Genomic DNA, 22,623 nt, shown 5'->3' with positions numbered 1-22,623 from the left:
TATAAGAATGAGAAAAGTAATGTACTTGGAGTTTGAACGCTGTATTGGCTGTCGGGCGTGTCAGGCGGCCTGCCGTGAATGCGGCGGACATGATGCTAAAGAACGTAATTATGTGGAATATGTAGACTTCTTTGAAAACCGGCAAACGTACCCTATGCTTTGTATGCAATGCAAAGATCCAGCCTGTGCAAGGGTGTGCCCGGCCAACGCTATTCAAATTACTGAAGAAGGTGTCGTCCTTTCAGCAATGGAGGAGAAATGCATTGGCTGCAGAAACTGCACTTTCGGCTGTCCATTTGGAATACCGAAGTTCGATTTTGAAGAAAACAAAATGTACAAATGCGATATGTGTTATGACAGAACACAGCATGAAATTGCACCAATGTGTGCCTCTGTCTGCCCGTCTGATGCAATCCGTTTTATTGATCATGACGAGATGATGGATTTAAGAAGACGCCGTACCCAGATGAACTTAATTGAAGGGAAGAAACCTTCAGAAAATAATAAATGGGATTATGTGCCTGAATTCTTCGGGGTCTATTCCGATTAAGAGCTGAGTTATTCATGCTCAAAGAAAGGAGAAGGGACAATGACTAACGAGTGTAAAAAAGGACGGAATCTTAAAAACTCAAAGTCTGACATGGTAAACCTGACGAAAAACGTGGATCAGAAAGATGATCTGAAATATAACCGCCGTGCATTTCTTAAAACTGCTGCAGGAGCGTCGATAGCTTTAGGGCTGTCGACCGTACCCTTCAGCGTACGAGCGATGATGGGAATGGCTGAAGAGGAGAATGAGCGGGTGGAAATAGGCCGTCTGGATCAATTAGGTGAAGGGGAGTCAATGACCTTTAATTATCCGACAGACAATGACCCGGCGATTCTCGTCCACACCGTGAACGGAGATCTGGTTGCTTATAATTCTGCCTGTACACACCTTATGTGCCCAGTCTTTTATAAGAAGGAAGAAGACATTCTGCTTTGTCCATGCCATAAAGGGTACTTTGATGTCAATAACGGCCAGCCGGTAGAAGGGCCGCCCCAGAGGGAGCTGCCGTTAATCGAAATTGAAGTAGAGAATGGAATAGTTTATGCCACGGGAAGGAAGTACCGCCATGGATAAAAAAATGTGCTGGATACTTATCTTTGTGACAATAGCAGTCAACGTCGTAATGGTTCAATGGACAGTGGAATCTTATTTAGGACAAGAATTTAATCAAGTTGTTATTTATTCAGGGATTTCCGTTGTTTCAGCATTTATAGCTTTTTTTGTATTTCTTAACTGGAGAAAACTTGAATATGCAGAAGAAAATCAGCAATAAAGACAGGTTAATTAGATATAGAGGACCCGGCTGGACCGGAAATGTGAAAACTTTAACATAGATTGGGGAGATCGTCATGCCACGAATTAAAAAATGGGAGCCGGAAAATGAGGCTTTTTGGGAACAAGAAGGGAAATACCATGCCAGGCGGAATTTATGGATTTCCATTTCAGCTTTGTTTTTAGCCTTCGCTGTCTGGCAGATCTGGTCTGTCATAGCAGCTAACTTAAATGATATCGGCTTCACCTATACAGAAAGTGAGTTATTTCTCTTAGCCGCTCTTCCAGGATTAACAGGAGCAACCTTAAGAATATTTTATACTTTTCTCGTCCCTGTTTTCGGAGGGAGAAACTGGACAATAATAAGTACGGCTTCTCTTCTTATCCCTGCAATAGGGATAGGAGTGGCAGTACAAAATCCGGAAACACCATTCATTACAATGGCTATTCTTGCTGCACTCTGCGGTTTTGGAGGCGGAAACTTTGCTTCCAGTATGTCTAACATCAGTTTCTTTTACCCTAAAAAAGCGAAAGGAACTGCCTTAGGTTTAAACGCTGGTATTGGAAACCTTGGTGTCAGTGCTGTTCAACTTTTATCGCCGCTCGTTATCACTATTGCACTGTTCGGTCCTTTAGGCGGCGGCTCACAAGTGATGGGGGACGGTTCAGAAGTATATATGCAGAATGCTGCCTTTATTTGGGTCCTTCCAATCGTATTGACAGTGATTGCTGCATTCTTCGGTATGGATAACCTTCCAGGCGTGAAAGCCTCTTTTAAAGAACAGGCAGTAATATTTAAAAACAAGCATACATGGATTATGACTTGGCTGTATACGATGTGCTTCGGATCTTTTATCGGTTATGCTGCGGCCTTCCCGTTATTGACCCGTACCGAGTTTCCGGAAGTGAATGTGTTCCAGATTGCTTTTATCGGCCCGCTCCTTGGTGCGCTGATCCGTCCTGTAGGAGGCTGGCTTTCTGATAAACTGGGTGGAGCTTTTGTAACATTTTGGGATATAATTCTTCTCATAGCTGGTACGTTAGGTGTTATGTATTTCTATAACGCAGGTAACTTTGCCGGATTCCTGACTATGTTTATTATCGTATTTATTGCTACAGGAATTGCCAATGGTTCGACCTTCAGAATGATTCCATTTATTTTTGAGCAAAAAGAAGCAGCGGCTGTGCTTGGGTTTACATCGGCTATTGCTGCCTATGGCGCATTCTTAATTCCCAGTCTGTTTGGCTGGTCAATCAGCCTTACGGGAATGGCAAATCTGGCGTTAATTATCTTTATAGTTTATTATGTTATTAGTCTTGGAATTCATTGGTATTATTACTCAAGAAAAGGTGCTGAAGTGAAGTGCTGATAAATGGTTGGCAGCAGGGCTGAGTGATTCGGACTACTGTAAAATCACCAGCTCACTGCCTCTTCATAAAAGGGAGCGCTGTCTATGAAAATCAAAGAGTTATTCCAGTTTAATAATCCCAGAACACGAACACTGCATTTAACATGGGGAGCTTTCTTCGTTTCTTTTTTCGCCTGGTTTAACATGGCACCTCTCTCCGGTACAATGGTCGCTTCAGTAGGCTGGCTGACAACAGATCACATCGCTGCACTGGCTATTCTGAACGTTGCCTTAACTATTCCTGCCCGCATTGTAATTGGAATGCTGTTAGATAAATACGGCCCGCGCCGGGTCTTCTCAATTTTATTAATTGTTATGGCCATTCCGACTTTTATGTTTGCATTTGGTAATACGTGGACACAGCTGTTTATTTCCAGGCTCTTATTGAGCTCCATAGGCGCGAGCTTTGTCGTAGGCATTCGTATGGTGTCTGAATGGTTTCCGCCTAAAAGCGTCGGTTTTGCAGAAGGGTTTTATGCTGGATGGGGGAACTTCGGTTCAGCTGTAGCTGCAATCGTTCTGCCGTGGCTGGCTATTACTGCGTTCGGCGGGGATGAAGGTTGGCGTTATGCTATTGCCTTTACCGGGGTAGCCTGTATAGTTTACGGAATCATTTATTGGTTTTCCGTCTCTGATACTCCGGAAGGCAAAACATATCAAAAGCCGAGGAAAGTGGCAGCTATGGAAGTCAGCACATACGGGGATATGATCCAGTTAATCTTATGGACGCTTCCGCTTGCAGGGGCTTTAGGTTTGTTAACTTGGCGGCTGAAAAATCTTGAGTTCGTTTCAGAACAGGCGATGTATATCGTATTTGCCATTTTATTTGTAGTGCTTGTCTATCAGATTACCCAAATTCTCCGAGTCAATCTGCCAATCTTAAGGAACGGGGTTCCGGAGGACGATAAATACAAATTCAGAAACGTTGCCGCTCTCAATACCACGTATTTTGCTAACTTTGGAGCGGAACTGGCTATCGTTTCTATGCTGCCATTATTTTTTCTGATTACATTTAATCTTTCGCCAATGGCTGCAGGACTGATTGCATCATCATTTGCATTTGTTAACCTGTTTGCCAGACCGCTTGGGGGCTGGCTATCGGATAAGATGTCAAAACGGAAAACAGTGATGCTATTTTACATGTTCGGTATTTCATCAGGGCTATTCGGCATGGCGTTTATCAATTCTGAATGGCCGCTGATCCTTGCCATCGCTGTAACAGTTGCCACATCAATTTTTATACAGGGGGCAGAAGGAGCCACCTTTGCTGTCATCCCTCTTATTAAAAAAAGGATTACCGGGCAGATTTCCGGTATGGCCGGGGCGTATGGAAATGTAGGGGCTGTTGTTTATTTAACAATCTATACTCTTGTAACTCCGCAAACCTTTTTCTTTATCTTAGCGGCTGGAGCTTTTGGAAGTTTCTTATTCTGTCTGTTCTTTTTAGATGAGCCTAAGGGAGCTCACGGGGAAGAATATGAGTTGTCTTCAGTTGATAAAGCGCTTAGCAGAGACGAAGAATCTGAAGGAACCGATGGGGAAGCGCCTGAAAGAAAAACGGCTTCGGCCTGAAGATCATGATAGTAAAATGCCCTGGCGGGTCATCCGCAGGGCATTTAATTTTACTAAAAGTCATAAATTAGACATCTTTTTCCACTTTATACTTTCTTAATAGTGTTAACATGTAAATATAGAAAAACAAATTCGTTGGGAATGCTTTGGGACATTCTTTAAGAGAAAGCGGGGAAGAACATGGAAAAACAAGAATTAAAAATGAAACGTTTTTTTAACGAAATGTCTGCCGAAAACAGAGAACTTCTCTTAAAAAATGGACTGCAAATTAATGTTAGAAACGGCACTTTTCTGTTTTATGAAGGCGATTTTCCTGAACATGTATACCTCGTCAGATCCGGAAAAGTCAGGTTAAGCAAAATGACATCTGAAGGAAAAGAATTCTCCGTGCATTTAAAGCAAAAAGATGAACTTGTTGGTGAAGTGGGTTTATTCAATGAAATGGCTATCAGTGTCACAGCTGAAGTTATTGAAGATGCCACACTCGTCCGTTTTGACCGCCATACGCTGGAAGAACTTTTTCGCGAAAATGGCGAAATAGCAGTCGCTTTTATGAAATGGTTTGCCAGGCATACTCAGTCTACCCAGGCTAAGTTCAGAGACCTTATTCTTTGTGGAAAAACTGGTGCCATTTATTCTACGCTGATCAGGTTCAGCAACTCCTACGGAATGATGAGTGAAGATGGAATATTTATTAATGTCCACCTTACTAATCAGGACATTGCTAATTATATAGGAACAACGAGAGAAAGTGTAAACAGATTATTAAATGACTTGAAAAAAACAGGTGTCCTGTCCATGAAAAACGGTTATATTACGATCCACAAAATAGAATTTTTAAAAGACTATTTACACTGCGGGGACTGCCCCGTAGAAATCTGCACCATCTAAAAGGGCTACTTATGAGAGAGCCTTTTTTTTTGATTAAAAAAAGCACGGCAGCGAATGGCACAGCAGTCATTCAGATAACCGGAGCTGCCGCAGAAAAGGTTATTTTACAGGCACATGTGTGGCTGGTTTACTTCCTCTTCAGCGGCAAACGTCATCATTAATTATATATTAAATCCTGTCTCGTCAGTAACGGGAATAATATTCAGGTGATCTCCTAAAAAGGTTTCCTCTCCTTCAGAAGAGATAATTGTACAGAATGGCGTCTGTTTCTGCCCTTGTTTAGTTCGAGAAGAAACATCTGACTGAATGAGAATACCTCTTCCCAGTAACTTTTTACCATCGAATACTTCTACTGTGAAGCCTTCCATTGAACGGTGCTTAGCCTTATTTATAAATTCTCTCCAAGCCGTAAATCCGTGATATAAGTAGGCGGGTCTGCCTTCTGAATCATACCCGAGCATGGCTTCTTTATCATCCACCTCCGCCTGCAAGTGTTCAGACAAGTGGGCAATAAGAGCATACAATTCTTTACATCCGTCAAACGAAATTTCGTCTTCGCAAACAGCTTCCAGCACTTTCTCGTCATTCTTGTGAGTCATAACTACTGAAAAAGCGGCTGATTTTAAATTTTTTTCGTAGGCATTACCTTTAAATTGAAACCCGTATTTGGATAAAACAGGGAAAACTCCGCTTTCGGTTTTATAATTTAAACGTACAACTAACATATTGACAACCTCCCGGTGCATTTACAGTTTCTGATATAACCATGATAACAAATCAGTAAAACCTCCGCTGTGGGAAAAATCACATAAGTTAAAAGCAATTGTGACGCGTATCACATACAAAAAAAGTCTCCTTTAGTAAACTTAAATTAGGTCATTAAAGAAAAGAGGGGGTTATTATGAAATGGTATATACCCAGGGAACATGGGGCTTGGGCAATGTTCATCGTTCCTTACTGGATCGGAGCAGTTATTTCCGGATTAAATTATCATCATCTTTTATTTTTTGCCGGATTAACAGCCGTGTATTTTGCCCAGGCGCCTTTGCTGACGTTTGTCAGACAGCCTAAATACCGGGATGTATGGCCATCATTTTTTGTTTATGCAGGTCTTGGAAGTCTCATTTTAATTCCTTATATACTCTCTGATATAACGCTGCTTTTAATTGGTTTAAGTATTTTGCCATTATTTTGTATTAATATCTTTTTTGCAAAAATAAAGAAAGAGCGGAGCTTTTTGAATGATGCTGCCGCGATTACAGCTCTGGCTGCTCTCCTTCTGTTCGCTTACCAGCTCGGTAAAGGCACACTGGCCGGTGAAGCCTATTTATATACAGCCATCACTATTATTTATTTTATAGCGAGTGTTTTCCACGTTAAATCGCTAATCAGGGAAAAAAAGAATATGTTATTCCGTAAAACATCATACGGTTATCACATCTTAATCACCTTTGCTACCATATTGACTGGATGGTTCGGTGCCGCAGCGGCATTCTTTTTAAGTACACTGAAGACTATTTTTCTTCCTGAAAAATATTTAAATAAACCTATGAGCATTGGAATAGTAGAAATCGCCAACAGTCTGCTTTTTTTCATTTTTATCGTTACTGGCTATTATATTTAAGTTAATTGAGATACCATGTCGTGACTGTACGCTGTCTTCTTGTGCGCATGAGCGTATGATCTGCGTGTAAGCGGGAAAGATAAGGCATATTACATTTTCAGAGGTGAAACAGATGGGACAGCGTCATCAGTTTAAGCCGGGCGACAAAGCTCCGAATAACGGGATGTATGTAGAAATAGGAGAAACAGGGAGCATGGTGCAGAAGCCTCAGCAAATTCAACTGGAGGCAGGCGACACTTTTCCTCAGACAAGGAATAAAGACCGCATCTGGACTTACAAACGAAAACCATGAAGAGGCTGGGACAAAAAAATAGTAATCATAAAGAAAGCCGAACAAAATTCAAAATTTTGTTCGGCTGTTCTTTTTGAGAAAAGAAGTGATTATAATTCGTCAGGCGGGCACTTGCCAGTGGCTTGTCCTTTAAAATACCGGGCCACTCTCGGCGAAGGCTTATACACAGTTATAAGTGCAACATAGGAATATATAAGTGAAAATTGGATTCATAAGAAGGCTGTCCCGATAGGGTTTTAGAAAGCCTGCCCATTTTTCTGCTTGTTTTCTTTAATCATTTTTGCGACTCTAATAATAGCTGGAAAGGAGAATAATATGAGATTAACTATAGGGGTTGTTATTTTTTCAGTAGTAGCACTGGCTGTATTTTTTACCCTTAATTCAGCAGTTGACTGGCCTGTGGAAGTTATTGTTATCAGTTCGTTACTGGCAGGCGGTGTAACAGAATGGCTTTTCCACCAGTATAGGAAAAGACACGAGTAGAACCTATAGGAGGAAAAAACAGCCAGAGTGTAGAATAGTACATTTAATAATAAACAATTTCTGCTTCCTTCTATCACTTCAGGAAACACGGTTTAAGTATTATAACAACAACTATAACAGGGAGCGTGGCTATTAAGATGAACCGTAAGATATTACTGTTTGTTTTCGCTTTATTCCTGCTTCTGGCTGGTTGCGCCCAGGCTCAGGAAAAACCCCTTGATAAAATCGGGGTACTGCTGCCTCATCCAGTCGATGACAGAGGGTGGAACAGTAAAGGGTATCAGGGTATTTTAAAGGTCCAGTCAGCAATGGATCTCGAAATATCCTTAAAAGAGGACATTCGCTCAAGTGGGGCTGTTAAAGAAGCAATAAGAGAATTTGCAGAGGAAGAGGCAGGGCTCATTATCGGTCACAGCCATATTTATGCAGATATTTTCATGGAAGTAAAAGATGATTTTCCTTCGGTTCATTTCGTGAGCTTTAACGGTGAAGTGGAAGGGGACAACATTACAAGCCTGCATTTTGACGGGTATGCAATGGGGTATTTTGCCGGTATGTTAGCAAGTGAAATGTCTGAAGAGGGAACGGTCGGAACAATCGCTGCCTTTCCATTCCAGCCTGAGGTCCAGGGTTACGAAGATGGTGCTAACTATCATTCACCTTCAGTCAATGTACTAATAGAGTACGTGGAAAGCTGGGCAGATGAAGAAAAAGCTGTAGAGGTTTTCCATGAAATGAAAAATAAAGGCGCTGATATTTTTTATCCGGCAGGTGACGGATACCACGTCAGGGTCGTAGAAGAAGTCAAGAAAGAAGGGTTGTATGCGATCGGTTATGTAGGGGATCAGATAGACCTGGGCGAGTCGACTATTTTGACAAGTACCGTGCAGGAAGTAGAGAAGTTATATGAATATGTTGCCACTCAGTTTAAAAACGGTGAACTGGAGACCGGGAATAAGTATTTTGATTTTCAGGAGGAAGTTATCTCACTGGGCAGTTTCGGTCAGGAAGTACCTGAAGACATTAAGGAGTGGCTTGAAGAGCAAGTTGACACATATATCCAGACAGGAAAATTGCCTCATGAAACTAATTAAATTGTAAAGGGTGATAATAATGGAAGAACACACACTGGCGCCAGTCTCTTCAAGAGAATCACTTCATTTACTCGGAGGTTTAATTTTAACAAGAGAACGTCTGCTAACGCTTCTGGACGAATTAGATGAACAAGATCTTCATCATCAGGTGCACGATTTCCCGACTTTAGGAGGTTATGCGCTGCATTTAGCTCAAATTGAGTTATGGTGGAATAAAATGGTGTTGACTGGTGAAGGTTTAACAGCTGAAGACCGGAAAAAGTTTGACTTTAAAGAAAAACAGGAAATAACAGCTCCGACAGGGATGGAGAAAAGCTGGGTATTAGCCAGACTCGGTGAAGCCCGTATGTTAACCCGTGAATATTACCACAGTTTGTCGGATTTTGAGTTTAGAAAAGCGATATTAAAGGTTAAAGATGGAGACACTGAAAAGGTCTACTCGCCTGAATGGGTGTTATATCATTTAAATCACCATGAAAGTTATCATTTAGGCCAAATGTATATGCTGTTAAAATGGATTAACGGAAGACGGGAAAAATGGGATCACTTTAACACTCCATACTTATCTATATAATTTTTAAAGCCAGTTAGGAGATTGATTTATGTCAGATCAGCAGTCAAAAGCAGTGAAAAAGATGGCAGACCGTATCGTCAAAGGGTATGAGGCTGTGCACAGCAAAAATTATCAGGAAGCAAAAGAACTGCTGGAACCATTGGTTCCTTTATTTCATCAGGAAGAAAAGCCGAACGTAACCTTATTATGTTACACGTCGATTGCACAATTAGGATCAAAAGATATCGATTCGTTCCTGCAAACATATGAAGAACTGAAAAATTATACACCTTCTAAAAAAGGGGAAAAGGATCTGGTTAAAAGAGTTGATGAAATGTTCGAAGAATTAATGCATGCCATCAATTTGGATTCTGACAGTAACGAGAACCATTAAACGTGCTAAAGTGCAAAAAGGCAGAAACAAAATTATAGTCACTTTAATAACATCCGGAACAATCTTTTAAGAATGTGGTTCCGGGTGTTTTTTTATTTGAATTTGCGGTGTTTTTTACAAAACTGTTTTAGGTTTGTTTTACTTGCTCATTCAGTAACGAATAGTAACCAGCGTGTTCATTAAGAATAGAGGCTTTTCTGTGCAGTAAAAACGTTGCAATTTTTTTAGCACTAGGTCATAATAATAACTATAAAATCATACTTGATCATGAATGTGATGAGGAGGAAAAGAGATGCGAGCAGGAATATGGGGAATGGGTAAATACATTCCGGAGCATGTCCTCGCTAATGAAGATTTAGAGAAAAAAGTAGATACAAATGATGAATGGATTCGTTCCCGCACAGGTATTGAAGAGAGGCGTATTGCTTCTGATGATATAGATACATCGCATATGAGCTACTATGCAGCAGTTGAAGCGCTAGAGAATGCAGGAGTACATCCTGAAGAACTGGATATGATTATCGTAGCTACGGTCACTCCTGACCAGAGCTTCCCATCTGTGTCCTCTATGCTGCAAACACAGCTTGGTGCAACTAAAGCGTCAGCCATGGACGTAAGTGCGGCTTGTGCCGGCTTTGTTTACGGGCTTGTTACTGGTAAACAGTTCATAGAGACGTCGGCTTATAAACATGTATTGGTTATCGGGACAGAAAAGCTTTCTAAGGTAGTAGACTGGAAAGACCGGAATACCGCTGTCCTGTTTGGGGATGGTTCAGGTGCAGCCGTTCTTGGACCGGTGGCTGAAGACAGGGGAATACTTTCTTTTGAATTAGGGTCTGACGGAACAGGCGGAGCGCATATCCGAATGGAAGACCATCTTCTTATGAATGGACGGGAAGTCTTCAAATTTGCAGTCAGGCAGATGGGGGAATCTTCGTTAAATGTAGTAAAGAAAGCCGGATTAACTAAAGAGGACGTTGATTTTCTAATTCCTCATCAGGCAAACATCCGAATTATGGAATCTGCCAGACAGAGACTGGATCTTCCGGTTGAAAAAATGTCGATGACAGTTAATAAATATGGAAATACATCTTCTGCTTCTATTCCTCTTTCCATGGTCCATGAATTGGAGAATGGTAAAATCAAAGAGGGAGATGTCGTAGTGATGGTTGGTTTTGGAGCAGGCCTCGTCTGGGGCGCTGCAGCTATTAAATGGGGAAAATAAAACAAAATGATATAATGGGAGAAAAAGGAAAGGGGTTTCCAACAATGTCAAAAAGACGAGTAGTTATTACAGGCGCAGGCGCCGTTTCCCCTTTGGGGAATAATATAGATGTAACGTGGAACAAACTGATTAACGGCGAGTCAGGAATTAATCGCCTCACAAAATTTGAAGAAGGACAATTTCCTGCTACAGTAGCAGCCGAAGTAAAAGACTTCGACCCTTCTCAGTTTATGGATGGAAAAGATGCCCGAAAGATGGACAGGTTTACTCAGTTTGCGGTTGCCAGTGCAAAAATGGCAGTTGAGAATGCCGGGTTAACGATTGATGATTCAAACGCAGATCGAATAGGTGTGTGGATCGGTTCCGGTATCGGCGGAATGGAAACTTATGAAAAACAATTCCGTCTTTATGAAAAACGGGGCTACCGCCGTGTCTCTCCATTCTTCGTTCCAATGCTGATTCCTGATATGGCTTCCGGTCAAGTATCGATTCAGCTTGGGGCCAAAGGAATAAACTCCTGCTCAGTTACAGCTTGTGCTTCCGGAGCTAACTCTATAGGCGACGCTTATAAAGTGATCGAGCGCGGGGATGCAGATGTCATGTTAACCGGAGGAGCAGAAGCACCTATCACAGAAATGTCTATGGCAGGCTTCTCATCTGCCAGGGCTTTATCGCTTAATCCTGACCCTGAAAAAGCAAGCCGCCCATTTGATAAGAACAGAGATGGATTTGTTATGGGTGAAGGCTCAGGTATTCTCGTTCTAGAGTCCTTGGAATCCGCTGAGAAACGGGGAGCCACGATCCTCGCTGAAATTGCAGGGTACGGAGCTACTGGAGATGCTTATCATGTCACAGCACCTGCTCCTGAAGGGGAAGGGGCTGCGCGTGCAATGATGCAGGCGCTCAAAGACGCAGAAATGTCTCCATCTGAAGTCACTTATTTAAACGCCCATGGAACAAGTACCGAGTATAATGATAAATACGAAACGACTGCAGCTAAAAAAGTGTTTGGAGAATCTGCACATAACCTTGCAATCAGTTCTACAAAATCGATGACTGGGCATCTTTTAGGGGCGGCAGGTGCAGTTGAAGCCATTTTTTCTGTGAAAGCTATTCAGGAGGGGATTATCCCTCCAACTATGAATTATGAAACACCTGATCCTGACTGCGATTTGGACTATGTGCCAAATAAAGCGAGGAAACAGGATGTGCCAGTGGTCATGAGCAACTCACTAGGTTTTGGAGGACATAACGCTTCCTTGCTGTTTAAACGTTATGAAAAGTAATATAAGAACTTACTACTCAGGAAACTGCGGTTTCCTGGGTATTTTTTTGTTATAAGAAAGTTTAGAGTGTGCTTAAGCTTATTTCGCGGGTCACAGAGGCCAACTGTAAAAATCAGACTTAAGGTTGAGAAGAAGACCGTCTGAAGGGCGTTTAGCTGCGTCCTTTTTGAAGTTAAAGTTTAATTAGGCAGGATACAGGGATTTGCAGGAACTTAATGCCTGTAGGAGTATTAAAGGAAGTTAACTGCCTGCCAGAATATCACATAAAAATCAATTGGCGGAAATGATATAAAAGGATACAATAAAAGATAAGAAAGCTGCGATGGATCGTCCGGTTTTCTTATTTGAAAAGAGGTGTCGTTAGATGAAGAATTTCATAGGAATCCTCATATTAAGTACAGGAATCGTCTTTCTTCTGGCAAATACTGGTTTTATTGATACGGAAGTAACTAGTCTTTTTTCGACTTTCTGGCCGGCAATTATTGTTCTCTTCGGATTAAAAATTCTTTTTGAGGGACTCGTCTATTTTTTTCACGGTTTAAGAAGAGACAGATGGCATATTGGCAAAATTATATGGGGACTCATTGTCACAGCAGCCGGAGCTGTTCTATTAGGAAACAATGCAGGGTGGTTCAGCTATGGTCTGGGAGATTTATGGAGCTGGATATGGCCTCTTCTGATCGTATATATAGGTTTTAAAGTATTATTTGACCGTGACGGTAATGTAGTAATTAATTTAGGGCCTGATGATATAGAAAAAGTTAAGAGAGAAAAGAGGAAAGGTAAAAACAAAGACCGCTCTGCTGATTTTAATTTTGGACCCTTCAGCGGAACAGTGGGGCGACCTGGACAAGACAGAAAAACACACCGGACCTTTATTGGAGATATTTCTCTTGGCAAACAGCCATGGGAACCCGATGGTATGGATATAAATATGGGAATAGGAAGTATTGAACTTGATTTGACTAAAGCGATCCTAAAGGAAGGCGACAATATAATTGACGTATCCAGCTGGATAGGTTCAGTGGAAATTTACGTTCCGAAAGAAATGGCTGTAAAAGCTGGTGTTTACGTGAAAGTTGGTGAAGTGACGCTCTTTGATGATTCTCATGGAGGGACAGGCAGGAATGCTACTTACACAAGCCCGGGATTCCATGAGTCAGAAAAAAGATTAATACTCAATGTTGATCTGAGTATTGGAGATGTGGAGGTTCTCACAGTTGACTGAAACCGGAAAGATTCAGGAGAAAAATAAAAAGAATAAAGAATCTCTGCAGGGAATTCTTTGGGACCTTCTCAGAATACAGACTAAAGTGGTCTTAACAGCAGGAGCAGCCGTGTTTATTCTTTTTCTTATTTTACAAAGTTTTCTTCCGCATACTCCCGGAGCCCCCTCAACTTTCTTATACGACATTACAGGCTTAGCTTCTGACAGACTTATTTTTGCTTTTTTAATAGTTATTATTATGGTTATATTTCTGATTACGGGATGGGTGTATTATTACTCTTACGGCCTGTCACTTAAAAGGACGCTTGCACATATTATTCATCAGCTGAAACAGTTTCAAAGAGGCTCCTTAAACAGGAAAATAACTGTGGAAAGAAATGATGAACTTAAAAAACTTGCTGATGAAGTTAATGAGTTAACAGATGACCTGCAGCAGCAGATTGTATCTATGAGAAGGCTGTTAAACGAGAATGCCAAGCTGATTGAAGAGGCTGAAAAAGGAGCAGGTCTGGAAGAACGGAGGAAGCTTGCCAGGGACTTGCATGATGCGGTCAGCCAGGAATTATTTGCTGTATCCATGTCCCTTGGAGCTCTTCCGAAAGTTTTAGATAAAAGGCCTGAAAAAGCGAAAGATCTGTTTAAGCAAACGGAAAAAATGGTTCATCACGCCCAGCAGGAATTAAGGGCTTTAATTATGCACCTTCGCCCTGTCACCCTGGAAGGAAAATCGTTAAAACAGGCGATGGAAAGTTTAATGAAAGAATTATTGAGCAAGCATCCTCATCTGACTTTTGAATGCGATTTAAAAAAGGTTCCTCCTATGGAAAAAGGAACCGAAGAGCAGCTTTTCCGTGTCCTTCAGGAAGGTTTGTCCAATGCATTAAGACATGCCGATCCTTCAAAAGTTCAGCTGCATGCTTTTCTTCGCGGGGAACGCCTGCTAATCGTACTTGAAGACGACGGGCGGGGCTTTGATACGGATAACGTGCAGAAAGAAAAGACAGGGAACTACGGATTAAGTTCAATGAAAGAAAGGATGGTTGAACTTGGCGGTCATTTAACGATTGTTTCGTACCCGGGAAAAGGGACAAAGCTTGAATTCAGAGTTCCGCTGACAAAGCACCAATAAAAGGTTGAGGAGGAGAGAAGATGGAGAGGAAGATCAAAGTGCTCGTGGTAGATGATCATGAAATGGTACGGATGGGGCTGGTTACATACTTAAACGTGGAAGATGATATAGAAGTGGCCGGGGAAGCCGGAGATGGGGAAGAAGCCATTAAAGCTGCTTCTAAATTCGATCCTGACGTTATACTGATGGACTTGCTTATGGAGAAAATGAACGGGATTGAAGCAACGAAGGTCCTTTCAAAAACCCGGGCAAAAATTATAGTTTTGACAAGTTACCTTGATGATGAAATGCTGTTTCCTGTAATGGAAGCAGGAGCCTTCAGTTACTTGCTGAAAACATCAACAGCAGATGAAATTGCTTCAGCTATACGTAAAGCTGTAAAAGAAGAGCCGACTTTTCAGGGGCAGGTGACTCAGAAAATGTTCCGGCATATGAATAATAAGCCGAAACATGATGAATTGACCAAAAGGGAAAAAGAAGTCCTTTGCCTGATTGGTCAAGGTAAATCAAATAAAGAAATAGGGGAAGAGTTATTTATAGGTATAAAAACGGTGAAAACTCATGTAAGCCATATACTGGCAAAGCTGGAACTGGAAGACCGTACTCAGGCGGCAATATATGCCCATAAACATCATCTTGTATAGAAAAAACTTTCTATTCTCCTCTGCAGCAAAAAAGCCGTCCTCCGGGAAGGGAGGACGGCGGCTGGATGGGCTGCAATCCCCAGCCTGCTTCCCATCAGGATAATGTACATATTTCCAAAGGACATTTCTCACAATGGAGGTGCTTTTTTAGCTCTTCTATTTTTTTTATAACTATATAGCCATTTTCAATCTCGGTTACACCGTCTTTTTTAAGCTCGTTGAACATCCGGTTGACTGTTTCCCTTGTTGATCCGATAAAATAGGCAAGCTCCTGGTTAGTCAGCTTCATATCTATTTTAATTCCTTCAGGATGTTCAACTCCGTAAGAGTGTGCGAAGCGAATAAGGATGGAATAAAATGCGCCCGTCTTGCCATATAAGAGCAAATCAGAAAATTTGGCCTGGGTGGCTTGCGTATTTCTTGCAAAAAGTTTAATAAAAGCCGTGGCAATTTCCCCGTTTTGAATAAACAGCCCTTCGAGTATATCCTTGTCGAAGCGGATAAGTGTGGCAGGTGTTTTTGCTTCCGCTGTCATACTTGCACGCATGTCATTAAAGAGGCTGAATTCCCCAACAATGTCATTTTCCCTTTTTATATGAATAACAAATTTTTTATCATCCATTGTCATTTTGCTCATTTGAACGTGCCCTTTAGTAATTAAATATATATATTTTACTGTTTCTCCTTCATAAAATAATATTTTGTTTTTTGGAACCGTAACCTTTTCTCCATGTAATAAGAGATGCTGCTGGTTTTCCTCGGACAGCTGTTCGAAAAAAGGATTATAATTTTTGTAATTATATAGTTTTTTTGACATTGAGTACCCACCTTTCTTGGGTTCGCATACCTTAATGGTAGCATATCACAGTAAATATTTTAAAAAAGTGAAGCAAATCACTAAAAACTTTTGGGAGGTATATAGTGAGACTATATGATACGTCTTCCTGGGTGCTCCGCCACCATCTGGACAAAATAACGTTAAGCAAGGCCTTCCAGCCGCTGTTTGATAAAGATAAAACAAAAATCAACGAAGAATGGTTCAATTTTCTTATGTCCCAGGGAATGACGCCTGTATCTTTAAAGACAAAACGGGACTGGATGGTATGGAGAAAAAAAATAAACTTAATTAACTTGAAAGAGTATATGCTGGTTTTAAAAAAAGAGTTTAAGGGTCCTGAAATTGATATATTTTTATTTCCCTTGAACCAGCGTCATACAAACATAATGGAGGAGCTTGATGGTAAAAACGGCTGCACATTTCCTGACTATATTATAGCTTTTTGGAAAGATTCGCTTCCGGAAAATGATCAAAAAGCTTTATTGCTGCATGAGTACCATCATGCCTGCCGGATTAAATATCAGAGAATAAAAGAGAGTTCGATTACTTTATTGGAATCAATGATTATGGAAGGACTGGCTGAATGGGAAGTTCAAAACCGTCTGGGGAAAGAATATTCAGCTCCATGGACAAAGAGATATCCTTCAGAAATGGTTGAAACCTGGTGGAAAGATATTTATTCAAAGAATATTAATCTTCGGGGAAGGCAAAACCACGCAGATTTATTGTATGGATCGAGAAAGGGGATTCCCCCATTAATGGGATACCAGCTCGGTTATGAAATTATTAGTAATTATTTGAAAGATGATCAATCTTCAGACTCCCGGGTTTTGCTCGAAATGAAAGATCATCAGTTTTTAACAGGTAAATTTACTAAAAATAAGCAAGTAAAGGGATGAAATCTCGTTTGCGAGTCCTAATGCCTGTTTTCCTTTCATAGACTACCTTAGGTGGTTAATCGCCAGGTCCTGTGAAGGGAGGGGCTTCATGAAGTTTTTTATGTTAATTATAGGATTCGCTCTCGCCGTCTTTGGGGGCGTAAGTTTAGTAGCTTATTTGAATTTGTTAACGGTTGGTTACTCCCTTCAGAACTTCTTATTATTTTTGGTACAGCGAATTGAAACGTATATGTTTGCTGCCGGTATATTTATCATTTGGATAATTGTCTATTTTCCAATGAAAAGAGGACATAAGAGAAAGAAAATATAAGAAATAAAGCCTTTGTGGAATAATATGGATACGATCTGCGAATACTGTTGGCAAAGAATAAGTAAGGAGGTCTGTCCATGCTTCACATGAGGGATGTTTGGGTAAACTGGTTTGAGGGAGAAGAGAACAGCTACAATGTTTGTGAATTTTTTGAATGGAAAAAAAGCGACAGGATTGAACTTCTGGATCAAGTGGCGGTAGTCAGAATAACTGATACCTTGCTTGATTATATTGAAAATACTCTGCAGGAACTTCCTGAGGAGCTGCTTGCAGACGTTTATAAACAAAGCTTTATTCGGCAGAAAAATGAGCGGAATGCGTTAGAGTATTGTTTTATAGCAACAAATGGGACAAGGGCTCTCATCGTTGATACTTTAGGTTATCATACGCCAATTCGCAAAAGCCGGATGGTTCCGAGACAGGAAGAACAGCTGAGAAAACTGGTGGAGGATCATCCTGTATCAGATTACTATATGGATTACCTGGAATGTGATAAACAATATCATATGCTGTCTCCCGAACCGCATTTGATGCACGGACTGGTCAGGCGGGAGAAACAATTAAAGCAGCTCCTGTTTATGGCTTTCGATCAGCTGTACTGCCAGGCTGAACTGGCTGAATTAAGATACTGGTATACTGAATGGGCTCCGCACAAATATCATGAGATACAATTAATGTCTTTTGATGAAGCTTGGGACGGTTTATTTAATGATATAAAACACGGATGGTCTAAGCGTCATGAAAATTATTGTCAGGCAATGATAAAAGGCCAGCCCTTTTTCGAGAAACTGTGGGAACTTCAACAGCCTCAGGAAAAGAAAAAAACGAAAAGGTAATATTTGGGGGGACTGTCCCCCAAAATATTACCTTTTTCTGCCGAGGCCGATTGCTTTTTCTGCTTTTTTTAACATTTTAAAAGCGGTTCTGTTTGCTTTATCTGCCCCGGTATCAAGGATTTCGTCCAGTTCTTGGGAGGACATCAGCTGCTCATATCTTTCCTGAATTGGTTTGAGGGTCTGAACAACAGCTTCAGCTGTTTCAGATTTAAATACTCCGTAACCACTGTCTTTATATTTATCTTCCAGCTCTTTAATAGAGATGCCCGAACATAGAGAGAAGATAGTCAGTAGATTGGAAACGCCTGGTTTATTTTCAGGATCATACCGGACTTCTCCGTCTGAATCTGTGACAGCACTTTTTATTTTTTTCACGATTAGATTTTCGTCGTCAAGCATGGAAATATAACTTTTAGGATTAGGGTTTGACTTACTCATTTTTTTGGTCGGTTCATTTAAAGACATAATCCGCGCCCCGACTTCAGGTATTTTTACTTCAGGAACGGTAAATATATCGTTATACCGATGGTTAAACCGTTCAGCGAGATTTCTCGTTAATTCCAGATGCTGTTTCTGGTCTTCACCAACCGGTACAATATCTGTTTTATATAGAAGAATATCAGCTGCCATGAGTGGAGGGTAGGTTAACAAAGCAGAAGAAACAGCTTCCTTTCCTTCAGATTTATCTTTAAACTGTGTCATTCGCTCCAATTCTCCTATATAGCTTACACATTGCATAATCCAGCCGAGCTGGGCATGAGCCGGGACCTCTGATTGAATAAATAAGGTCGATTTTTCAGGATCGATCCCTGCGGCTAAGTACAAAGCTGCAAGGCTTTTAATATTTTTGCGGAGTTCCAGCCGGTCCTGGGGCACGGTAATCGCATGCTGGTCTACAATACAAAAGAAACAATCGTGATCATCCTGTAGATCTACAAAGTTTTTCATAGCTCCTAAATAATTCCCTAAAGTTAAAGTGCCGCTTGGCTGAATACCGGAAAATATTGTTTTCATTAATTTCATCCTTTCAAAATGTGTTCTGGGTTAAGTTCCATACAAAAAAGCCCATTCGTCTCCTAATAGATACTAGGGACGAATGGACCGCGGTGCCACCCTGTTTATTTCCATTTACACGGAAATCGCTTCATGACCTCACCACTGACTGGTAAGGAGTCTCAAGGTAACGTTTGAGAAGACGGACCCGCCTACTGTTATTTCAGCCGGCCAGCTCGAAAGGCCATTCCTTTTCGCCGCATGTTCTGCTCCCACCATCCGCAGACTCTCTGATCATGCTACCGGAAAAGTACTTCTCTTTCTCATCGCTGTTCATCTTAAACTTATCACATTATACGACGTTTAAAAATTAAATGCAAACACCCAATTAACTTAAAATTAAGACTTTTTTATAACCTGTTGATTAATCACTTTACGGAAGGCAATATAAGTAGTGCTAAGTAAATACAAATGTCTTTTAAGTGAGGACAGTTCATGAAGGGAAGAAAAGGAAATGAAATTAATTTTAAAACTAATTGCAGGCATCGCAGCAGGTATCGTTACAGGACTAATTGGAATAGACTGGCTTACCAGAACCCTGCTTACTTTCAGAGACATTTTTGGAGAATTTATTGGATTTATGATTCCTCTGATCATTCTGTTTTTTATTGCTTCAGGAGTTTCAAAACTAGGGGCACATTCAGGTAAACTGGTTGGAATGAGTGTAGGGACTGCTTATTTATCTACGTTAGCAGCAGGTATTGCAGCTTTTTTTATTGCCACCATCGTTATGCCGCTCATTGCTTCAGAAGGAGCAGTGCCGGAAGAAGGGGCGGGGCTGGAAGGTTTTTTCTCTTTTGAAATTGATCCGTTAATGGGTGTAATTACTGCGCTTATTACAGCCTTTTTATTTGGAATAGGAATGGCTAAAATAAAGAATAATGTGTTGATCCGCTTTTTTGATGAAGGAAAAACAATTATTGAATTAGTCATTAAAAGTATAATTATTCCTTTGCTGCCATTTTATATAGCGGGTATTTTTGCAGAATTAGCTGCAGAAGGAACAGTGTTTGACACGTTACAAGTTTTTGGACTTGTACTGGTTATAGCTGTTTTAACTCACTGGGTCTGGATTTTTATTCAGTATGTTGTAGCAGGAAGTTTTGCCGGGCGCAATCCTTTATCTTTGTTGAAAAACATGCTGCCGGCATATTTTACGGCATTAGGGACCATGAGCAGTGCCGCTACAATCCCCGTGACATTGAGGCAGGCTAAAGCAAACAAAGTGAGGGAAGATGTTGCGGACTTCAGCATTCCCCTTGGTGCCACAATCCATTTATCAGGAAGTGTAATTACGATTGTTAGTTGTACCATAGCTGTTATGTCTGTTTTAGATGGCTATGCTGTTCCGGATTTCTTTACAATGCTTCCCGTGATAGCCATGTTAGGTGTCATCATGATTGCTGCTCCGGGAGTTCCGGGGGGCGCTATTATGGCAGCCATTGGTATCTTAACTTCTATGTTAGGTTTTAATGAAGCGGCTGTCGGGTTAATGATTGCCTTGTATATGGCTCAGGACAGCTTTGGAACAGCAGCGAATGTAACAGGAGACGGAGCAATCGCTTTAGTTGTTGATAAGTTTACAGCTAATGCGAAAAATTCATAGTTACTGTCATTTGTCCCTTCTTTTTCACATAAGGATTGAATGAGAGGGGGACAGGATATGCTGGAACGTGCTAAATGGGCTTTAATGTTTTTTTTACTGTGTGCTGGGGGCGTTTTTTACCTCTTTTCTTCAAATGAATGGGTAATGGTAGAAAAAGCAATGTCGGAAACAGCTGCTCAGGAAGATGAATCTCTTTATAGCCTGCCGTTGGAAACCATGGACGGAAACCGAGTGACTTTAGGGGACTTTCAGGGAGAAAGGTTATTCGTATTTTTCTTTACGACGTGGTGCCACGTTTGTCAGGAGCAGTGGAAGGAAGTAAAAGAGGTTCAAGGCGGCTCTTCAGCCGATAAAATAAAGATAATCGCGGTTAATTTAACAAAAGAAGACAGAAATAAATCAGAAATTGAGAATTACGTGAAACAGACTGAACCTGGTGAAATCGAGGTTTTGCTCGATACAGAAGGAAAAGCTCAAAAAGAATTTAAAGTGATGGGGATCCCGACCAGCTTTATGATTAATGAAAAAGGCCAGGTCAGTGAACGGACGGACGGGCTTATGTCCGCTCAAAAAATAAATGAAAAAATAGAGGCATGGACTAAAGAGTCATCTTAAAAGTATGCTCTTTAAAAGGTAAATGTTGATTTTGGAATCAGGCAAGCATTTTCAATTTGGAACCACCCCCATTATAAAACCTTAAAAAAGAATGGCTCTCACCGATTAGTGAGACCATTCTTTTTAACTTGCTTTTCCAGGATTTATTTTTTATCAAAAGGCTTTATAGGTGCCTTATACAACACTTATAAAGTCTATCCTAGCCAGCTGCCGGACACTAAATAAGCGAAATAAGTTTAACTTAAAGTCCATAAAAAGTAACTGCTTATAAAATAAAATACAATGACTATCACAGAAGGAAGAAAGTAATTGTAAGTATTTGACATTTTTGATTGGGCAAAAATCATTCCTGCAAGGATCACCAGGTTTAATATTATGACGGCTGCAGCTGTAATGAGTACGACGGGGGCTACAAAAGATAAAACAGGGCCGCTTCTGTAAAAGAAGTCACTCAGAACCAGAATCAGCAGATTAAACATATTACTTCCCAGGATGTTTCCAACAGCCATATGGTAATTAGCCAATTGTACAGCTACAATTACTGTAACCACTTCCGGGAGGGAAGTCGCTCCTGCAATCAGAAAGGTTCCTATAAAACTTGAACTAAGTCCCGTAGCTGCAGCAATCGCATCCCCTGAAACAGTTAAAGCACTACCTGCTATAAAAATAATAAGGGCAGATAAAGCAAAACCGAATTTAGCTTTTTTTAAAGATATTGCCCCTGTATGATAAGATGATTCGGCAGCAGCCGCAGCTTCAGCTTCTATTTTATTGGCCTGGGAAGAAGAAGAGATCATTTTCATCCCTACGGTATAAAATAATACTAGCAGATACATCTCTACTCCGATGTTGAAAAAGTGATAGCCTGTTGGAAATAATACAGCAATAAATACAAACGCCATAAGGCCGAAATTGACAAAACCAGTCATAAGGTGATCGAGCCCGATGTTACTGAACATTTGTTTTCTTCTGAAATAGACATCTGCAACAGCTAATATAAGAAGGTTAAAGAGATTACTTCCAAGTACATTACTCACTGCTATATCAGGATTATTTAGAGATATAGCAGTCAGACTCGTCGTTACTTCAGGAAGAGACGTGGCCCCGGCTAATAAGATTGTACCTGCCATCATCCCTCCTAATTTCGTTCTTTCTCCAATGACGTCAGCAAAGGAAGATAGCTTTACAGCAGAATAAATGGTAATTAGTGCAGCCAAAATAAAAACCACATACATCATTATTATCTTCTCCTTATAGCGCCCTGCAAATTCAGTCTGTCCAACACAAAAACAGACCTCTTTATGAAACATTTCCATATTAA

General features: G+C 40.8%; 27 protein-coding genes and 1 other annotated feature. Of the genes, 23 read left to right on the top strand and 4 right to left on the bottom strand.

Translation table 11 applies throughout. The features are described 5' to 3' along the window. Window positions 1–7 precede the first annotated feature (7 nt). The 7 genes from K8O68_RS21130 (at window position 8) to K8O68_RS21520 (ending at window position 5,354) form a co-directional block, all read left to right on the top strand. Complete coding sequence (locus K8O68_RS21130; RefSeq protein ID WP_093050053.1) at window positions 8–550, top strand: 4Fe-4S dicluster domain-containing protein; 543 nt, start codon at window positions 8–10, stop codon at window positions 548–550. Between the two features lie 39 nt (window positions 551–589). Then, a complete protein-coding gene (locus tag K8O68_RS21125) occupies window positions 590–1,123 on the top strand; it encodes a Rieske 2Fe-2S domain-containing protein (RefSeq protein ID WP_230898716.1) in 534 nt (177 codons plus the stop codon). Then, window positions 1,116–1,322 carry a hypothetical protein gene (locus K8O68_RS21120; RefSeq protein WP_230898715.1) on the top strand — a complete coding sequence of 69 codons (207 nt, stop codon included), beginning with the start codon at window positions 1,116–1,118 and terminating at the stop codon, window positions 1,320–1,322. Before K8O68_RS21125 ends, K8O68_RS21120 begins: the two co-directional genes overlap by 8 nt. 76 nt (window positions 1,323–1,398) lie before the next feature. Beyond that, window positions 1,399–2,691 carry an MFS transporter gene (locus tag K8O68_RS21115; protein ID WP_230898714.1) on the top strand — a complete coding sequence of 431 codons (1,293 nt, stop codon included), beginning with the start codon at window positions 1,399–1,401 and terminating at the stop codon, window positions 2,689–2,691. 84 nt (window positions 2,692–2,775) lie between these two features. Continuing rightward, window positions 2,776–4,302, top strand: coding sequence for a NarK family nitrate/nitrite MFS transporter (locus tag K8O68_RS21110; protein ID WP_230898713.1), 1,527 nt, complete (start codon window positions 2,776–2,778; stop codon window positions 4,300–4,302). A 180-nt stretch (window positions 4,303–4,482) separates the two neighbouring features. Continuing rightward, a complete protein-coding gene (locus tag K8O68_RS21105) occupies window positions 4,483–5,193 on the top strand; it encodes a Crp/Fnr family transcriptional regulator (protein ID WP_230898712.1) in 711 nt (236 codons plus the stop codon). Window positions 5,194–5,222: 29 nt separating this feature from the next. Continuing rightward, on the top strand, window positions 5,223–5,354 hold the full coding sequence (locus tag K8O68_RS21520) for a hypothetical protein (protein WP_255717403.1): 132 nt from the start codon (window positions 5,223–5,225) through the stop codon (window positions 5,352–5,354). On the opposite strand, the gene K8O68_RS21100 is transcribed toward K8O68_RS21520, so the two are convergent. Next, entirely contained in the window at window positions 5,355–5,918 is a 564-nt protein-coding gene (locus K8O68_RS21100; RefSeq protein WP_230898711.1) for a hypothetical protein, read from the bottom strand. Between the two features lie 176 nt (window positions 5,919–6,094). Here K8O68_RS21100 and K8O68_RS21095 point away from each other — a divergent pair, with 176 nt between their 5' ends. From K8O68_RS21095 to K8O68_RS21045, 11 genes are all read left to right on the top strand, one after another. Next, a complete protein-coding gene (locus K8O68_RS21095) occupies window positions 6,095–6,817 on the top strand; it encodes a YwiC-like family protein (RefSeq protein ID WP_230898710.1) in 723 nt (240 codons plus the stop codon). Window positions 6,818–6,929: 112 nt separating this feature from the next. Next, window positions 6,930–7,109 (top strand): YjzC family protein, encoded by a 180-nt coding sequence (locus tag K8O68_RS21090; protein WP_230898709.1) that lies wholly within the window; start codon window positions 6,930–6,932, stop codon window positions 7,107–7,109. Window positions 7,110–7,424: 315 nt separating this feature from the next. After that, the gene (locus tag K8O68_RS21085; protein ID WP_230898708.1) at window positions 7,425–7,592 is read left to right on the top strand and encodes a hypothetical protein; all 168 of its coding nucleotides are present in this window, start codon (window positions 7,425–7,427) and stop codon (window positions 7,590–7,592) included. Between the two features lie 137 nt (window positions 7,593–7,729). Then, window positions 7,730–8,686, top strand: a complete 957-nt coding sequence (locus tag K8O68_RS21080) for a BMP family ABC transporter substrate-binding protein (protein ID WP_230898707.1) — start codon at window positions 7,730–7,732, stop codon at window positions 8,684–8,686. A 19-nt stretch (window positions 8,687–8,705) separates the two neighbouring features. Then, complete coding sequence (locus K8O68_RS21075; RefSeq protein WP_230898706.1) at window positions 8,706–9,260, top strand: DinB family protein; 555 nt, start codon at window positions 8,706–8,708, stop codon at window positions 9,258–9,260. A gap of 28 nt (window positions 9,261–9,288) precedes the next feature. Next, a complete protein-coding gene (locus K8O68_RS21070; RefSeq protein ID WP_230898705.1) occupies window positions 9,289–9,633 on the top strand; it encodes a hypothetical protein in 345 nt (114 codons plus the stop codon). 292 nt (window positions 9,634–9,925) lie between these two features. Beyond that, window positions 9,926–10,858 carry a beta-ketoacyl-ACP synthase III gene (locus tag K8O68_RS21065; protein ID WP_230898704.1) on the top strand — a complete coding sequence of 311 codons (933 nt, stop codon included), beginning with the start codon at window positions 9,926–9,928 and terminating at the stop codon, window positions 10,856–10,858. 44 nt (window positions 10,859–10,902) lie between these two features. Beyond that, a complete protein-coding gene (fabF, locus tag K8O68_RS21060; RefSeq protein ID WP_230898703.1) occupies window positions 10,903–12,144 on the top strand; it encodes a beta-ketoacyl-ACP synthase II in 1,242 nt (413 codons plus the stop codon). A gap of 364 nt (window positions 12,145–12,508) precedes the next feature. After that, window positions 12,509–13,372, top strand: coding sequence for a cell wall-active antibiotics response protein LiaF (gene liaF / locus K8O68_RS21055; RefSeq protein ID WP_230898702.1), 864 nt, complete (start codon window positions 12,509–12,511; stop codon window positions 13,370–13,372). Then, entirely contained in the window at window positions 13,365–14,501 is a 1,137-nt protein-coding gene (locus K8O68_RS21050) for a sensor histidine kinase (RefSeq protein ID WP_230898701.1), read from the top strand. Before liaF ends, K8O68_RS21050 begins: the two co-directional genes overlap by 8 nt. Before the next feature lie 20 nt (window positions 14,502–14,521). Continuing rightward, window positions 14,522–15,145: a response regulator transcription factor gene (locus K8O68_RS21045; RefSeq protein ID WP_230898700.1), complete on the top strand. Its 624-nt coding sequence runs from the start codon at window positions 14,522–14,524 to the stop codon at window positions 15,143–15,145. Window positions 15,146–15,239: 94 nt separating this feature from the next. Here the strand turns inward: K8O68_RS21045 and K8O68_RS21040 are convergent, their stop codons facing one another. After that, a complete protein-coding gene (locus tag K8O68_RS21040; RefSeq protein WP_230898699.1) occupies window positions 15,240–15,962 on the bottom strand; it encodes a Crp/Fnr family transcriptional regulator in 723 nt (240 codons plus the stop codon). Between the two features lie 104 nt (window positions 15,963–16,066). Between K8O68_RS21040 and K8O68_RS21035 the strand changes: the two genes are divergently transcribed. The 3 genes from K8O68_RS21035 to K8O68_RS21025 all read left to right on the top strand — a co-directional run bounded on the left by K8O68_RS21035 (window position 16,067) and on the right by K8O68_RS21025 (window position 18,028). Next, complete coding sequence (locus tag K8O68_RS21035) at window positions 16,067–16,882, top strand: DUF2268 domain-containing putative Zn-dependent protease (protein WP_230898698.1); 816 nt, start codon at window positions 16,067–16,069, stop codon at window positions 16,880–16,882. A gap of 88 nt (window positions 16,883–16,970) precedes the next feature. Beyond that, window positions 16,971–17,192, top strand: a complete 222-nt coding sequence (locus K8O68_RS21030) for a YuzI family membrane protein (protein ID WP_230898697.1) — start codon at window positions 16,971–16,973, stop codon at window positions 17,190–17,192. Window positions 17,193–17,269: 77 nt separating this feature from the next. Beyond that, window positions 17,270–18,028 carry a DUF3603 family protein gene (locus K8O68_RS21025; RefSeq protein WP_230898696.1) on the top strand — a complete coding sequence of 253 codons (759 nt, stop codon included), beginning with the start codon at window positions 17,270–17,272 and terminating at the stop codon, window positions 18,026–18,028. Window positions 18,029–18,055: 27 nt separating this feature from the next. On the opposite strand, the gene trpS is transcribed toward K8O68_RS21025, so the two are convergent. Beyond that, the gene (trpS, locus tag K8O68_RS21020) at window positions 18,056–19,042 is read right to left on the bottom strand and encodes a tryptophan--tRNA ligase (RefSeq protein ID WP_230898695.1); all 987 of its coding nucleotides are present in this window, start codon (window positions 19,040–19,042) and stop codon (window positions 18,056–18,058) included. A 71-nt stretch (window positions 19,043–19,113) separates the two neighbouring features. Beyond that, window positions 19,114–19,357 (bottom strand) — a binding site (T-box leader). A 178-nt stretch (window positions 19,358–19,535) separates the two neighbouring features. Here trpS and K8O68_RS21015 point away from each other — a divergent pair. After that, complete coding sequence (locus K8O68_RS21015; protein WP_230898694.1) at window positions 19,536–20,687, top strand: dicarboxylate/amino acid:cation symporter; 1,152 nt, start codon at window positions 19,536–19,538, stop codon at window positions 20,685–20,687. A 57-nt stretch (window positions 20,688–20,744) separates the two neighbouring features. Continuing rightward, complete coding sequence (locus K8O68_RS21010; protein ID WP_230898693.1) at window positions 20,745–21,302, top strand: TlpA family protein disulfide reductase; 558 nt, start codon at window positions 20,745–20,747, stop codon at window positions 21,300–21,302. A 236-nt stretch (window positions 21,303–21,538) separates the two neighbouring features. Here the strand turns inward: K8O68_RS21010 and K8O68_RS21005 are convergent, their stop codons facing one another. Continuing rightward, entirely contained in the window at window positions 21,539–22,540 is a 1,002-nt protein-coding gene (locus tag K8O68_RS21005; protein WP_230898692.1) for a sodium:calcium antiporter, read from the bottom strand. Window positions 22,541–22,623: the final 83 nt, after the last annotated feature.

It is taken from the genome of Salipaludibacillus sp. CUR1 (genome assembly GCF_021028955.1).
Lineage (GTDB): Bacteria > Bacillota > Bacilli > Bacillales > Salisediminibacteriaceae > Salipaludibacillus.
Note: the sequence above shows the minus strand (reverse complement) of the source record. Positions and strands in the feature narration are given on the sequence as shown.

Bases quoted from the DNA above. Each gene is read 5' to 3' on its own strand.
- K8O68_RS21130 (WP_093050053.1), top strand. From the start codon at position 8: ATGAGAAAAGTAATGTACTTGGAGTTTGAACGCTGTATTGGCTGTCGG.
- K8O68_RS21125 (WP_230898716.1), top strand. From the start codon at position 590: ATGACTAACGAGTGTAAAAAAGGACGGAATCTTAAAAACTCAAAGTCT.
- K8O68_RS21120 (WP_230898715.1), top strand. From the start codon at position 1,116: ATGGATAAAAAAATGTGCTGGATACTTATCTTTGTGACAATAGCAGTC.
- K8O68_RS21115 (WP_230898714.1), top strand. From the start codon at position 1,399: ATGCCACGAATTAAAAAATGGGAGCCGGAAAATGAGGCTTTTTGGGAA.
- K8O68_RS21110 (WP_230898713.1), top strand. From the start codon at position 2,776: ATGAAAATCAAAGAGTTATTCCAGTTTAATAATCCCAGAACACGAACA.
- K8O68_RS21105 (WP_230898712.1), top strand. From the start codon at position 4,483: ATGGAAAAACAAGAATTAAAAATGAAACGTTTTTTTAACGAAATGTCT.
- K8O68_RS21100 (WP_230898711.1), bottom strand. From the start codon at position 5,918: ATGTTAGTTGTACGTTTAAATTATAAAACCGAAAGCGGAGTTTTCCCT.
- K8O68_RS21095 (WP_230898710.1), top strand. From the start codon at position 6,095: ATGAAATGGTATATACCCAGGGAACATGGGGCTTGGGCAATGTTCATC.
- K8O68_RS21090 (WP_230898709.1), top strand. From the start codon at position 6,930: ATGGGACAGCGTCATCAGTTTAAGCCGGGCGACAAAGCTCCGAATAAC.
- K8O68_RS21085 (WP_230898708.1), top strand. From the start codon at position 7,425: ATGAGATTAACTATAGGGGTTGTTATTTTTTCAGTAGTAGCACTGGCT.
- K8O68_RS21080 (WP_230898707.1), top strand. From the start codon at position 7,730: ATGAACCGTAAGATATTACTGTTTGTTTTCGCTTTATTCCTGCTTCTG.
- K8O68_RS21075 (WP_230898706.1), top strand. From the start codon at position 8,706: ATGGAAGAACACACACTGGCGCCAGTCTCTTCAAGAGAATCACTTCAT.
- K8O68_RS21070 (WP_230898705.1), top strand. From the start codon at position 9,289: ATGTCAGATCAGCAGTCAAAAGCAGTGAAAAAGATGGCAGACCGTATC.
- K8O68_RS21065 (WP_230898704.1), top strand. From the start codon at position 9,926: ATGCGAGCAGGAATATGGGGAATGGGTAAATACATTCCGGAGCATGTC.
- fabF (WP_230898703.1), top strand. From the start codon at position 10,903: ATGTCAAAAAGACGAGTAGTTATTACAGGCGCAGGCGCCGTTTCCCCT.
- liaF (WP_230898702.1), top strand. From the start codon at position 12,509: ATGAAGAATTTCATAGGAATCCTCATATTAAGTACAGGAATCGTCTTT.
- K8O68_RS21045 (WP_230898700.1), top strand. From the start codon at position 14,522: ATGGAGAGGAAGATCAAAGTGCTCGTGGTAGATGATCATGAAATGGTA.
- K8O68_RS21040 (WP_230898699.1), bottom strand. From the start codon at position 15,962: ATGTCAAAAAAACTATATAATTACAAAAATTATAATCCTTTTTTCGAA.
- K8O68_RS21030 (WP_230898697.1), top strand. From the start codon at position 16,971: ATGAAGTTTTTTATGTTAATTATAGGATTCGCTCTCGCCGTCTTTGGG.
- K8O68_RS21025 (WP_230898696.1), top strand. From the start codon at position 17,270: ATGCTTCACATGAGGGATGTTTGGGTAAACTGGTTTGAGGGAGAAGAG.
- trpS (WP_230898695.1), bottom strand. From the start codon at position 19,042: ATGAAAACAATATTTTCCGGTATTCAGCCAAGCGGCACTTTAACTTTA.
- K8O68_RS21015 (WP_230898694.1), top strand. From the start codon at position 19,536: ATGAAATTAATTTTAAAACTAATTGCAGGCATCGCAGCAGGTATCGTT.
- K8O68_RS21010 (WP_230898693.1), top strand. From the start codon at position 20,745: ATGCTGGAACGTGCTAAATGGGCTTTAATGTTTTTTTTACTGTGTGCT.
- K8O68_RS21005 (WP_230898692.1), bottom strand. From the start codon at position 22,540: ATGATGTATGTGGTTTTTATTTTGGCTGCACTAATTACCATTTATTCT.